We start from the raw sequence: 12,713 nt of genomic DNA, 5'->3' as shown, positions 1-12,713 counted from the left end.
GCGGCACCGAGCATGGCTGAAGGGTCGGCTCACCTTATACCTCCTAATCCAAGTGGCACGGTAAGCTCATGAAAGGGTCAAACGCTAAAGGGAGCTCCTTGAACACTCTTTCGCGAATACGCGGATATTACAAGAGGCTAACTCTTGGACCCAATCCCAACATTCTTGTCCATGTTGGGAAATGCGGAGGAAGCACCCTAAAAAAGGCGGCGAAGAGGCAGCAGCGCTACAAGAGCATGAAAGTCGTTCATATCAAGAAACCTCCCATTCACAAAGGTGCGTCATACCTACTGACGATACGAAATCCCATATCGCGCGCTCTTTCCGCGTTCAACTGGCGCTACAAGCTCGTAGTGGAGGACGAGACGCAAAAGGACAGGTTCCAAGGGGAGTGGGCAATACTCACAAAATACGGAACCCTGGACACACTCGCCCTCTCTCTATACGCGAAGGACGGAAGTGCAAACGCAGAGGCTCAACAAGATTTTTTATCGATACATCATCTCGGGGAAAACATTCATTTCTACCTTGGCGAACTTCTCCAGTCAGTAGAACCTGATCAAATTCGGGGAGTTTTCAGCCAGGAATTTCTCGATTCTGACATCTACGATATATTCGGACTTCCAAGTACGGAAAGAAGAAAATCGAACAAGAAGATCACGGAACCTTCGAGGCTGGAGCTGAGCCCGCAAGCGGTTGAGAACATGAAGAGGTTCCTCAGAAACGACTACGAGTGCATTGAAAGACTTCATGAAATGGAGAAGATCAGCGACTACAAGTACAGCGTCATAATGAGCTACGAGGATTCCCCGTAAGCTCACCGGAGACGGCCGGCGTCGGGCCGTGGGCCGTCGCTTCGTGCGTGACGCGCCGAGCGGACGCGCATAACATACGGATCCGCGCGGAACATATGCACATACTCAGCACCAGGGGGCATGGACAGCACTTATGACGCAATCCGTGGTCATCCACATCGGTCTTCACAAGACGGGAACCAGGTATCTCCAGCGGATGGTGTTTGCACAACTGCCCTCGGCGGAGTTCGTGTTCAACCCTCCGGCCCTGACGGACCCGCTCCGGCAAGCGCTACGCGCCCCCGGCAACCGGGAAGCGGCCGACCGCGCACGAGAGGCCGTCGAACGCTGGCGCTCCGAGGGCGACACGCGAACCCTGGTGCTGAGCCAACCCCATGCATCCGGCGACATGTACGGCATGCATCAGGGCTACGAGGAGCATGCGGCGCTTCTCCGGGAGCTGTTTCCGAAGGCGAGAATCGTCTACGTCGTCCGCAACGTAGCGAGCTGGTTGCAATCGGCGTATCGGCAGAGCCTGGTGAAGGACCCGGGGCAGCCGATCGAGCGCTTCCTGAACTTCTACGACGGTGCGTTCCATCCGCGTCCTGCCGCCTGGGTGGCGGGCAACCGGACACTGGATGCGACCGGCATGCGTTTTCTCGACATCTACAACACGTACGCGCAGGCGTTCGGCCCGGAGCGGGTGTATCTGTTTACCCAGGAGCACCTGCGCAAGCGCCCGGATGCGGTGAACCGGCGGCTTGCGCAGGCGCTCGCCATCGACCGCCTGCCGGAACCTCCCCATGAGCGCTCGCAGAACCGCTCGTTCTCGGCACTCGCCATCCACCTCTTCTTCCCGGGCGCCTGGCTGCGCTCCGGTCGCCCGCCGGAGCACGCCATCGGCCAAGGCCCTGGAACGATTCGGCGCCGCCTCAAGCGCCTTCGCAAGTTGCGGGCGAACGTGATCAAGCATGTTTTTGACCGCATTGCCTATATCGACTGGGACCTTCTGGAACGGGGCGGAATGCGCAGGGAACTGAACACCCTCTACGAAGCGGAGGAAGCCGAGCTGCAGCGTATCGCGTCCCGCATACTTGATGAGGGCCCTGAATCGATGCGACAGCACTCCCGCGACAGCTGATTTTCGGGAAGGCCACTACCGTGCGTCGACGCTCGCGACCTGTCCCGGACCCTGCCGGAGTCCGTCGACAGGGCGGCCATGAGAGGTCGTGCCCGTTCCCCCGGTATCCGAGTCACCACGATAATCGCCGCAGGCTGGATGTTATCCTGTTTATCTTATGAACGAACTCAGTGAAGCCAAGGCCGCTATCAAGAATGCGGCGGGACACCAGCTCACTTCCGGACAGTCCCTGGAGGTGTACAAGCGCATCCTCGCCTACGTCATTCCCTACTGGCGCCTGGCGATCCTGGCGGTGATCGCCATGATCATGGCCGCCGGCGGCCAGGCGGCGTTCGCGTGGATCGTGCAGCCGCTGGTGGACGGCACCTTCATCGAGCAGGATCCCGGCGCGCAGACCTGGGTCCCGCTCGCCCTGGTGGGCATCTTCCTGTTCCACGGCTTCAGCATGTTCGCCTCGGACTACAGCGTGGCCTGGGTGGGCCGCAACGTCGTCGCGGACATGCGCCAGGATGTCTTCGAGAAGTATCTGGCCCTGCCCACCAGCTTCTTCGACGCCGGCTCCCTGGGCTTTCTGAAGGCGAAGCTCACCTACAACGTCAACCAGGTCGCCAATGCCGCCTCCCAGGCCGTGGTCACCCTGGTCCGCGACACCTTCACCATCGTCTTCCTGATCGGCTATATGGTGTATCTGGCGGGCTGGCTGACCCTGGTGTTCTTCGCCGTGGCGCCGCTGCTGGGCGGGGTCATCCTCTGGGCCAACCGGCGCTTCCGCAAGACGGCCCGGCGCATGCAGAACGCCGTGGGCGGCCTGGGCCAGATCGCCGAGGACACCCTGCGCGGCCACAACGAGGTCAAGATCTTCGGCGCCACCGGCTACGAGGCGGCACGCTTCCACCGCGTCAACGAACGCCAGAAGAAGCAGCATCTGCGCTACATCATGGTCAAGGCGATGAGCCAGCCCCTGGTCCAGCTCATCGCGGTGATCGCCCTGGCGGTCATCCTGTATCTCGCCACCATGGACGTGGTCATGGAAGCGGTCAGCCCCGGCGGCATTCTCTCGTTCATCACCGCCATCACGCTGATGATGGGGCCGCTGAAGCGCATCGTGAAGGTCAACTCGGAGATCCAGCGGGCCATCGCCGCCGGCGAGAGCCTGTTCGAGACGCTGGACGAGGACTCGGAGCCGGACCACGGCACGGTGCCGCTGGAGCGCGCGGAAGGCCACGTCGCCTACGAGCACGTGGATTTCTGCTATACGCCGGACACGCCCCTGGTCCTCAACGACATCAGCTTCGAGATCAAGCCGGGCGAGACGCTCGCCCTGGTGGGCCGCTCGGGCAGCGGCAAGTCCACCATCGCCAGCCTCCTGCCGCGGTTCTACGAGCCCACGCACGGCCGCATCCTGCTCGACGGGTGCGCCATCGACGAGTACCCCATGAAGGACCTGCGCGCGCAGATCGCCCTGGTCACCCAGCAGGTGGTGCTGTTCAACGATACCGTCGCCAACAACATCGCCTACGGCATGCCGGAGCGCGCCACCCGGGAGCAGCTGGAGGAGGCCGCCGCCTCGGCCAACGCCCTGGACTTCATCCGGGCGCTGCCCCAGGGCTTCGACACGCCCATCGGCGAGAACGGCATCATGCTCTCCGGGGGCCAGCGCCAGCGCCTGGCCATCGCGCGGGCGCTGATCAAGGACGCGCCGATTCTCATCCTCGACGAGGCCACCTCGGCGCTGGACTCGGAATCCGAGCAGATGATCCAGGAGGCGCTGGAACGGCTCATGGAATCGCGAACCACCCTGGTGATCGCGCACCGGCTGTCGACCATCGAGAACGCCGACCGCATTCTCGTGCTGGACCAGGGGCGCATCGCGGAGACCGGCACGCACTCGGAGCTCCTGGCCCGCAACGGCCACTACGCGCAGCTGCAGGGGACTCCGGTGCCGGAAGAGCAGGAAGCGTGACGGCGGCGCGTGCGAGCGCGCCGGCGGCCGTCTTCCGGTAGGCGGCCCCACACCCGGGAACGAACAAGAGGAGAAACGGGCCTTGCAGAGCATTCACCCCGAGCAGGTCGGCCTTTCCGGCGAACGCCTCCAACGCATCGGCGACTGGCTGCGCGGCCACGTGGACGCCGAGCGCCTGGCCGGCGCCAACGTGGTGGTCCACCGCCGCGGCGAGACGGCGTACTACGACGCCGCCGGGTATCTGGACGTGGAGTCGAAGACACCTGTGGCGCCTGACTCGATCTTCCGCATCTACTCCATGACCAAGCCGGTGACCAGCGTCGCCGCAATGATGCTCTACGAGCAGGGGGCGTTCCAGCTGGACGACCCGGTGGCCCGGTTCCTGCCCGAGTTCCGGAACATGCAGGTGCTCGTCGGCGGCGACGCCGACAACCCCCAGTACGAGCCGGCCCACGGCCTGATCACCATGCGCCACCTGCTCACCCACACCTCGGGGCTGACCTACGATTTCTTCCGCACCTCGCCGGTGGACGCCCTCTACCGCGAGCACGGCATCTCGTTCGCCACCGGGCGCACGGACCTGGCGGACATGGTCCGGCAGCTGGCGGAGATGCCGCTGCTGTTCCACCCGGGCCGACAATGGAACTACGGCGTGTCCACGGATGTGCTGGGCCGCGTGGTCGAGGTGCTCTCGGGCGAGGCCCTCGACGCCTTCTTCGCCCGCCACATCTTCGAGCCCCTGGGCATGCCGGATACCGCCTTCGCGGTGCCGGAGGACAAGCTGGACCGCTTCACCGCCATGTACACCTCCAGCACCATGCTGCCGCCGCCGAGCATGGGCCCCGAGCCCACCGAGGTCCTGCCCGAGCCCGTGGGCGGCCTGCAGCTGTTCGACGGCGCGGCCGGGCGCTTCCAGGCGCCGGCGCGGATGTTCTCCGGCGGCGGCGGGCTGACCTCCACCATGAACGACTACCTGCGCTTCTGCCGCATGCTGCGCGGCGGCGGCGAGCTGGACGGGGTGCGGCTGCTGGGCCGCAAGACGGTGGATTTCATGCGCAGCAACCACCTCCCGGGCAGCATGGAGGACATGGGCGAGCCCCGCTTCAACAACTCCCACATGGGTGCCGGCTGCGGCTTCGGGCTCGGTTTCTGCGTGGTCCTGGATCCGGCCCGCGCGCAGACCATGGGCTCGCCGGGCGAGTACTTCTGGAGCGGCATGGCGAACACCCAGTTCTGGATCGACCCGGTGGAAGACCTCGTCGTCATCCAGATGGCGCAGCTCATGCCCTCCTCGCTTCTGCCCCTGCGGCGGGAGCTGCGCTCGCTGGTCTACCAGGCCATCGTGGACTGATCCATGGCCGCCGACGCATCCAGACGCCGCATCTTCCTGGTGGACAACGGCTCGCTGCGGCCGTCGTCGACGCTCAACCTGCGCCGGGTAGCGGCGGCGCTGAGCGACCGCTGCGGCGTCACCGTGGAGCCGGTCTCCCTGCTCCACTCCAACAAGGTGCCGGCCGAGGAGCTGGACGGCGAGGCCGCGCGCACGTTCGGGCCCGCCGCCACGCGGGCGGCACAGGACGGCGCCGAGGAGATCGTGGTGGTGCCGTTTTTCTTCGGCCCCAGCCGCGCGCTCACCGGCTATCTCCCGGAACGGGTGGCAACGCTGCGGGAGCACCACCCGGAGCTGGCCGTCCGCGTCGCCAGGCCGCTGGTGGACCTCTACGGTCCCGTCGACCTGCGGCTGGCGCGGGCCCTGCGCGACGGCGTCCTGGATACCGTCGAGGACGGCACGAACCCGGCCGTGGCCCTGGTGGACCACGGCAGCCCCATCCCCGAGGTCACCGCCGTTCGCAACGTGCTCGCGGGTCAGCTCGGGGCGCTGCTGGAAGGCCGCGTCGCACGCGTGGCGCCGGCTTCCATGGAACGCCGCGACGGCGACGACTACCGGTTCAACGAGCCGCTGCTGGAGAGCCTGCTGGATGAGCCCGGATTCAACCAGGGGCCGGTCGTCGTGGCCATGCTGTTTCTCTCCCCCGGGCGCCATGCCGGCCCGGACGGCGACGTCGCCGCGATCTGCACCGCGGCCGAGGGCCGCAACCCGGGGCTGACCACCCGCATGACCCCGCTGGCCGGCGAGCACGAGGCCGTCCTGGACGTCCTCGCCGACCGGCTGACCGCGGCGCGCGCCGGCGACGGCCTGCTGCTGTCCGTCACTCCATGATGCGCTGCAGGTCCTGCCGGCGCCGCTGAACGGCGCGGATGTCTTCCTCGGGCACATCCTCGTACATGCCGGCGATCTGCTCCATCTGCCGTTCCATCTGCTGCCGGAACTGCTGCTTCTGCTCGTCGGAGATGTTGGGATTGTCCTCCAGCTGCTGCATGGCCTGCTCCATCTGGCCCCGCATGTCGCCGCTGCCCTGCATCTCCACGGCCATCAGCGCCCGGTAGATGCGCCCGCCGACGCGCGACCACTCGCCCACGTCCTGGTAGCCGTGGCTGCGGATAATCGCGCGCACCTCCTCGTGCTGCTGCGCCGACTGCGCCAGCATCCGCTCGAAGTCCATGTCTTCCGGGCCCTCCGGCGTGTACTCGTCCGCCGCCAGATCCTCCTGGCTCTCGCCCCAGGACTGCAGCTCCTGCATGGACTCCAGCCAGCGGTCGATCTCCGAGTCGTCCAGCGCGTGGGCCGGCGCGAATGCCAGCACTCCGGTCAGGGCCAGTGCCGCTGTCCATCCCCGTACCATCATGACCCTTCCTCCTGCTGTTGCTGTTAGCATCCAACTCCGCCGGCTCGTGTATTCTCGACACGTCCGACGGTCGTCCATCAAGCCAGAGTACCCGGCCCACGGTCATGAAACCCCGAGTCAGCCTCGTCGGCAAGTATACGGTGTTCTCGCTGGCGCTCATCCTGGGTGCCGTGGCGGGGCTGAGCGTGCTCTATGCCCAGTTCTCCGACACCCTGATCGAGCGTCTCACGGGCGAGCGGCTGAACGCGCAGCTCGCGGGTACGGCCAACCGCATCAGCGCCTTCATCGACAACCGCATCTACCAGCTGGAGACGCTGTCCAGCCACCCGGCCATGCCGCTGTACCTGACCGCGGAGGTCCGCGTCCCCGAGGGCGTCGAGGAGCTGGTCCGGGTCGAGGCCGACTCGCCGGATCTCTACGGCATCCTGTTCTTCGACGGTGACGATCGCCTGGCCAACCTGGTACCGGGGCAGGCCGCCTCCGGCCCCCCGTACTGGTCCCGCCGGGGCTGGAGCATCGCCCCCCTGCCCCGCACCCGCACCGGCGGTACCGAGATCATCGGCCCGCACGTGCCCGACAGCGGCGCCCCCGGCTGGCTCCTGATCCGCCAGCCGCTGCGGGGCATGCAGGGCGGCGAACGCCGGGGCCACGTCGCCCTGCACGTCCGCCTGGCATCCATTACCGAGCGTATCCGCATCGAGGACCTCTCCGGGGCGACCCGCACGTTCCTGCAGCTGCCTGACGGCCGGCTGCTCACGCCCACCGGGCGCCCCGTGAGCAAGGCCCCGCCGGACCTCATGCAGGGCCCGGAGGTCCTGCCCGGCTGGCACATCGCCTACCAGATCGAGGCCGAGCACATCCTCAATCCGGTGCGTACCGCCCAGCTCGGGATGTACTCCCTGGCCGGAGCCACCGGCGTGGGGCTGGTGCTGGTATTCTGGCGGCTGGCCCGCAGCCTGCGGCGCCGGGTCAACCGGCTGGTCGACGGCGCCGACACCCTGGCCGCCGGCGACCTCCAGTTCCGGCTGCGCGTCCACGAGGACCGCTGGGACGAGATCGACGTGGTCGCCCACGGCTTCAACGCCATGGCCGACCGGCTGCAGCAGATGCTCCAGCGCACAATCCAGAGCGAGAAGATGGCCGTGCTCGGCGAGTTCGCGACGGGGGTGGCCCACGAGGTCCGCAACCCCCTGGCCACCATCAAGCTGACCGTCCAGGCCCTGGCCCGCAAGGAGCACGACCAGCGCCGCCGCGAGCTGCTGGTGGACGTGGAGCAGGAGATCGACCGCCTCAACCGGGTGGTGGGCGATCTGCTGACCTACGGCCGCGCCACCGCCGGCGAGTCCGCCTGCTTCGAGATCCGCACCGCCTTCCGCAAGGCCACCACCGTGGTCGAGGCCAGCGCCCGCGACAAGGGCGTGGACATCAGCACCAGCGGCGACTCGCGGCTGTGCGTCTACGCCAACGCCGAGCAGGTGGTGCAGTGCCTGGTCAACCTGCTGGCCAATGCCGTCGAGGCGTGCGGCGAGGATGACGTCATCCGCCTGCGCGCCCACGAGGAGCATGCCCAGGTCCGCATCGATGTCACCGACAACGGGCGCGGCATGGATGCCGCCACCCTGGAGCGGGTCACCGATCCGTTCTACACCACGCGGGAGGACGGCACCGGCCTGGGGCTGAGCATCACGCGGCAGCTGGCGCTGCTCAACGGCGGCAGCCTGGAGCTGGCCAGCGAGCCGGGCGAAGGCACCACGGTGACCCTGCGCCTGCCCCGCTGCAGGACGGACGAGCCAGCCGGGAAGGAATCATGACCGCAGCCCGCATCCTCGTGATCGACGACGAGAAGAGCTTCGTGCGCTCCCTGCTGTTCGGCCTGCAGGAGGAGGGCCTGGACGCCGACGCCGCCTACACCGGCGAGGACGGCCTGGCCGCCGCGCGCAGCAATCCACCGGATCTGGTCCTGCTGGACCTGCGCCTGCCGGGAATGGACGGCATGGACGTGCTCGCGGCGCTGAACCAGGAACTGCCGGAGCTGCCGGTGGTGATGATCTCCGCCCACGGCGACACGCGCGCCGCGGTGCAGGCGGTCAAGGCCGGCGCGTCGGACTATCTCACCAAGCCCTTCGCCCTGGACGAGGTCCTGCACCTCATCGAGACCACCACCCGCCGGGAGCGCCTGCGCAGCGAGCTCAACTACCATCGCGAGCGCGCCGCCGATACCGACTCCGGCCTGGTGGGCGACAGCCCGCCCATGCAGACGCTCTGGACGACCATTCAGCGGGTGGCCGGCAGCAGCACGGCACGCATCCTCCTACAGGGGGAGTCCGGCACGGGCAAGGCACTGGTGGCGCGCGCCATCCACGCCCAGAGCCCCCGCGCCGCCCAGGCGTTCGTGGAGATCAACTGCGCGGCGCTGCCGGAGCAGCTCATCGAGGCCGAGCTCTTCGGCGCCGAGAAGGGCGCGTATACCGGCGCCCACCAGCGCCGGGCCGGGCTGGTCAGCCTCGCCGACGGCGGCACCCTGTTCCTGGATGAGGTCGGCGAGCTGCCGTTCCCCCTGCAGGCGAAGCTGCTGCACTTCCTGGAGAACGGCGACTACCGCCCGGTGGGCGCCGCCCGCTCGCAGTCCGCGGACGTCCGCGTGGTCGCCGCCACCAATCGCTCCCTGGACACGGAAGTCCGCGACGGGCGCTTCCGCGAGGACCTCTACTTCCGCCTCAATGTCTTCGAGCTGCGCGTGCCGCCGCTGCGCGAGCGCGGCGACGACATCGCCACCCTGGCCCAGGCCCTGGCGCAGCGCCAGGCAGAGACCGAGGGCTGCCAGCCCGTGCACTTCAGCACCGCGGCCATGGAGCAGCTCGCGGGCTACGCCTGGCCCGGCAACGTGCGCGAGCTCAAGAACCTGGTGGAGCGCCTGACCATTCTCTACCCCGGCGGGCTCATCGAGCCGGCGCACCTGCCCGCGGAGATCACCCGCGAGCCGCCCGCTTCGCCGCAACTCGACGAGCGGCTGGACCAGACCGAGCGGCGCATGGTGCTCGATGCCCTGGAAGCCAGCGGCGGGCGCAAGGGCGAGGCGGCGGCCCGCCTGGGCATCTCGCGGCATGCGCTCAAGCGCCGCATGCAGCGCCTGGGACTGGCCTGAGCGGAAACCGCTCAAAGGCACCCGCGCAGGCGAGCGCCAGCCGCTCACGCGGAGCGCCGCGATCGCCGCTGAACCCGCCCCGGCAGGCGCCGGGCGCACCTGGCCCCGCACTTGCACTGTAGCCGGGAAACGACATGACCGCGGGCCCTCCGGGCCACCGCGGCGAGCATGCGCAGACCGGCAAGGGCACGACGCCGGCAGCGGGGAGGAGAACTTCATGGGCCGTGCCACCATCGTGGCGCTAGGGACGGCTGTTGCATTCCTGATCACCGTGGGCGCGGCATCCGCGCAGCCGACCGGCCGCGTCGAGCTGGGCGCGAGCGCGGCCCAGGCCGACGGCACCGTGGCGTGCATGTACCCCATGACCGGCCGCGGCGCCACCTACGGCCGGGACAGCATCCACGGCATCGAGCTGGCGCTGGACCGGCTGGCCGACGACCCCGCGGCACCCCGGCTGCGCGTGCTGGTGGAGGACTCCCGCTCCAAGGCCTCGTTCGCCGTGCGCATGGCCGAGGATTTCATCAGCAACCAGGGCGCCGACATTCTCTGCGGCATGGTCAGCTCCGGCGTCGGGCGCGCCGTCAGCCGGTTCGCCCGGGAATCCGGAACCATCCTGGTCGGCACCGACCACGCCTCCTCCCGGCTGACCCTGGAGGAAGGCCACCGCTACTACTTCCGCGTCTCCAGCGACACCTGGTACTCCCACGCCGCCGGCGCCCGCTATCTCAAGGAGCTGCGGGAGGAAACGGGCTGGCAGAGCCTCGCGTTCCTGGGGCCCGACTACGAGTACGGCCGCGTCGCCTGGCGGGACCTGCGCATGGCCCTGGACCAGATCGGCGTGGACTACGAGCCGGCCGGCACCTACTGGCCGCGTCTCTACGAGCCCGACTACTCGCTGTACATCCAGGCCCTGCTGGAGAACCCGCCGGACATCCTCGTCACCGCACTCTGGGGCGGCGACTTCAACGCCTTCGTGGAGCAGGCCCGCAAGACCCGGCTGTTCGAGCTCATGCGCGTGGCCAACTTCGATGCCGGCGGCAACTACGACACGCTGGTCTCTTTCGGTGAATCCGCGCCCGAGGGGCTGATCCTGTCCGCCCGCCACCACGTCAACTGGCCGCAGACGCAACGCAACCGCGACTTCGTCCGCGCCTTCCACGACAAGGCCGGCCACTACCCGAGCTACGCCGCGCTCGGCGCCTATACCGGCATTCTCGCCATCGCCAGGGCCGCCGAGGCCGGCGGCGACATCCGGGACACCGACGCCATGATCGCCGCCCTGCGCGGGCTCGAGATCCCGCTGCCCGCCGACCCGGAAGGCTACACTTCGTATATCGACCCCGAGACGCACCAGATCGTGCAGGCCCAGGCCATCGGCTCGCCGGCCCGCAACGGCCGGTTCCCGCCCGCGCAGGTGCTGCTGGGCGACTGGCACGTCTACGAGGCCGAATCGCTGAAACCGTCACCCGCCCTCATCGAGCGGCGGCGCGGCAACTCCGGCGGCAGCTCTCCGTAGAGCCTCCGCCGGCGCACTCCCACGCAGACAACAAACGCTCTGGAGGAGAAACCATGAAAGCGCACAAGTCCCTGTCCCGCTGGACCCGCGGTGTCACCACCGCCGGCAGCGCCCTGGCCCTGGCGGCCGCGGGCCTCGCCGGCATGACCGCCACCGCCAGCGCCGAGGAAGACACCTTCCGCGTCGGCGTCGTCGCCTTCCTGTCCGGCAACGCGTCCGGCCCGTTCGGCATTCCCGCCCGCAATGCCGCCGAGGTCGTCATCGAGGGCATCAACAACGGCGATCTGCCGGCACCGTACGATACCGCCGGGCTCAACGGCCTCACCATCGATCCGGTCTACATCGACGAGAACGGCGGCACGTCACAGCAGGTCGAGGAATTCCGCAACCTCGTCGAGCGCCGCGACGTGGACGCCGTCGTGGGCTATACCTCCAGCGGCAACTGCCTGGCCATCGGCCCGGTGGCCGAGGAGCTGGAGATGCTCACCATCGCCTTCGACTGCGGCACGCCCCGACTGTTCGAAGAGGTGGAGTCGCCGCAGTACCTGTTCCGCACCGGCCTCGACGCCACCGCCGACAACATCGGCGCCGTGCGCTACCTGCAGGACACGCGCCCGGACGTCACGCGGATCGCCGGCATCCAGCAGAACTACGCCTGGGGCCAGGACTCGTGGCGGGACTTCCAGGCCGCGCTGGACACGCTCATGCCCGACACGGAGATCGTCGCCGAGCAGATGCCGCAGATCTTCCAGGGCAACTACGGCTCCGAGATCTCGGCCCTGCAGACGGCGCGCCCCGAGATCGTCCACTCCAGCTTCTGGGGCGGCGACATGGAAGCCTTCGTCACCCAGGCGAACGCACGCGGCCTTCTGGACACGGCCACCGCCCTGCTCACCACCGGCGAGTCGGCGTTCTACCGCTTCGAGGACCGGGCCCCGGACGGCACCATCCTGGGCGGCCGCGGACCGTACGGCGTATTCGCGCCGGACAACGCGCTCAACCGCTGGTTCACGGACGCCTACGTCGAAGCGCATGGTGAACAGCCGAGCTACCCGTCGCACAAGATGGCGCAGGCCCTGCTGGGGCTGAAGCACGCCGCGGACAACGCCGGGGCGGAAGCAGGCACCAAGCCGGACCGGGACGCCATCATCGAGACGCTGCGCGGCGCCTCCTTCGAATCCGTCAGCGGCACGGTGCGCATGGACCGGGCGGACGGCCACCAGGCCGTGCAGGACATGGTCTACGGCGAGTATCACTATGACTCCAGCGAGGGGCCGCGCCTGGAGAACGTGATCCACTACGAGGCCGAATGCGTCACGGCACCGGAAGGGGAAGATCCCGTGGAATGGATCGAGGCCGGCTTCCCCGGCGTCGACTGCGAGTAAGCGCGTGCCCCGGGCCGGCGGC

10 protein-coding genes are annotated in these 12,713 nt (G+C 68.1%); 9 read left to right on the top strand and 1 reads right to left on the bottom strand.

From position 1 onward, the window contains the following. Nucleotides 1-98 precede the first annotated feature (98 nt). The 5 genes from QWY84_RS09635 to QWY84_RS09615 all read left to right on the top strand — a co-directional run bounded on the left by QWY84_RS09635 (nucleotide 99) and on the right by QWY84_RS09615 (nucleotide 6,119). Nucleotides 99-815, top strand: coding sequence for a hypothetical protein (locus tag QWY84_RS09635; RefSeq protein WP_290202373.1), 717 nt, complete (start codon nucleotides 99-101; stop codon nucleotides 813-815). Between the two features lie 133 nt (nucleotides 816-948). Continuing rightward, nucleotides 949-1,935: a sulfotransferase gene (locus QWY84_RS09630; RefSeq protein WP_290202372.1), complete on the top strand. Its 987-nt coding sequence runs from the start codon at nucleotides 949-951 to the stop codon at nucleotides 1,933-1,935. Between the two features lie 157 nt (nucleotides 1,936-2,092). Then, nucleotides 2,093-3,898, top strand: coding sequence for a lipid A export permease/ATP-binding protein MsbA (gene msbA / locus QWY84_RS09625; RefSeq protein WP_290202371.1), 1,806 nt, complete (start codon nucleotides 2,093-2,095; stop codon nucleotides 3,896-3,898). 82 nt (nucleotides 3,899-3,980) lie between these two features. Then, a complete protein-coding gene (locus QWY84_RS09620; RefSeq protein ID WP_290202370.1) occupies nucleotides 3,981-5,249 on the top strand; it encodes a serine hydrolase domain-containing protein in 1,269 nt (422 codons plus the stop codon). Between the two features lie 3 nt (nucleotides 5,250-5,252). Continuing rightward, a complete protein-coding gene (locus tag QWY84_RS09615) occupies nucleotides 5,253-6,119 on the top strand; it encodes a sirohydrochlorin chelatase (RefSeq protein ID WP_290202369.1) in 867 nt (288 codons plus the stop codon). On the opposite strand, the gene QWY84_RS09610 is transcribed toward QWY84_RS09615, so the two are convergent. After that, a complete protein-coding gene (locus tag QWY84_RS09610; RefSeq protein WP_290202368.1) occupies nucleotides 6,109-6,645 on the bottom strand; it encodes a hypothetical protein in 537 nt (178 codons plus the stop codon). The two genes, QWY84_RS09615 and QWY84_RS09610, sit on opposite strands and share 11 nt — an antisense overlap. Before the next feature lie 104 nt (nucleotides 6,646-6,749). Here QWY84_RS09610 and QWY84_RS09605 point away from each other — a divergent pair, with 104 nt between their 5' ends. The 4 genes from QWY84_RS09605 (at nucleotide 6,750) to QWY84_RS09590 (ending at nucleotide 12,691) form a co-directional block, all read left to right on the top strand. Beyond that, a complete protein-coding gene (locus tag QWY84_RS09605; protein WP_290202367.1) occupies nucleotides 6,750-8,456 on the top strand; it encodes a sensor histidine kinase in 1,707 nt (568 codons plus the stop codon). After that, entirely contained in the window at nucleotides 8,453-9,790 is a 1,338-nt protein-coding gene (locus QWY84_RS09600; RefSeq protein ID WP_290202366.1) for a sigma-54-dependent transcriptional regulator, read from the top strand. Before QWY84_RS09605 ends, QWY84_RS09600 begins: the two co-directional genes overlap by 4 nt. Nucleotides 9,791-10,007: 217 nt before the next feature. Then, a complete protein-coding gene (locus tag QWY84_RS09595; RefSeq protein ID WP_290202365.1) occupies nucleotides 10,008-11,306 on the top strand; it encodes an ABC transporter substrate-binding protein in 1,299 nt (432 codons plus the stop codon). 53 nt (nucleotides 11,307-11,359) lie between these two features. Next, entirely contained in the window at nucleotides 11,360-12,691 is a 1,332-nt protein-coding gene (locus QWY84_RS09590) for an ABC transporter substrate-binding protein (protein ID WP_290202364.1), read from the top strand. Nucleotides 12,692-12,713 lie beyond the last annotated feature (22 nt).

This window comes from Aquisalimonas lutea, assembly GCF_030409225.1.
Taxonomy (GTDB): Bacteria; Pseudomonadota; Gammaproteobacteria; order Nitrococcales; family Aquisalimonadaceae; genus Aquisalimonas; species Aquisalimonas lutea.
The sequence above is the reverse complement of the archived record's forward strand: the minus strand, read 5'-3'. Positions and strand labels throughout refer to the sequence as shown.

Excerpts from the sequence above, each read along its gene's own strand:
- QWY84_RS09630 (WP_290202372.1), top strand. The coding sequence starts at position 949 with ATGACGCAATCCGTGGTCATCCACATCGGTCTTCACAAGACGGGAACC.
- msbA (WP_290202371.1), top strand. The coding sequence starts at position 2,093 with ATGAACGAACTCAGTGAAGCCAAGGCCGCTATCAAGAATGCGGCGGGA.
- QWY84_RS09615 (WP_290202369.1), top strand. The coding sequence starts at position 5,253 with ATGGCCGCCGACGCATCCAGACGCCGCATCTTCCTGGTGGACAACGGC.
- QWY84_RS09610 (WP_290202368.1), bottom strand. The coding sequence starts at position 6,645 with ATGATGGTACGGGGATGGACAGCGGCACTGGCCCTGACCGGAGTGCTG.
- QWY84_RS09605 (WP_290202367.1), top strand. The coding sequence starts at position 6,750 with ATGAAACCCCGAGTCAGCCTCGTCGGCAAGTATACGGTGTTCTCGCTG.
- QWY84_RS09600 (WP_290202366.1), top strand. The coding sequence starts at position 8,453 with ATGACCGCAGCCCGCATCCTCGTGATCGACGACGAGAAGAGCTTCGTG.
- QWY84_RS09595 (WP_290202365.1), top strand. The coding sequence starts at position 10,008 with ATGGGCCGTGCCACCATCGTGGCGCTAGGGACGGCTGTTGCATTCCTG.
- QWY84_RS09590 (WP_290202364.1), top strand. The coding sequence starts at position 11,360 with ATGAAAGCGCACAAGTCCCTGTCCCGCTGGACCCGCGGTGTCACCACC.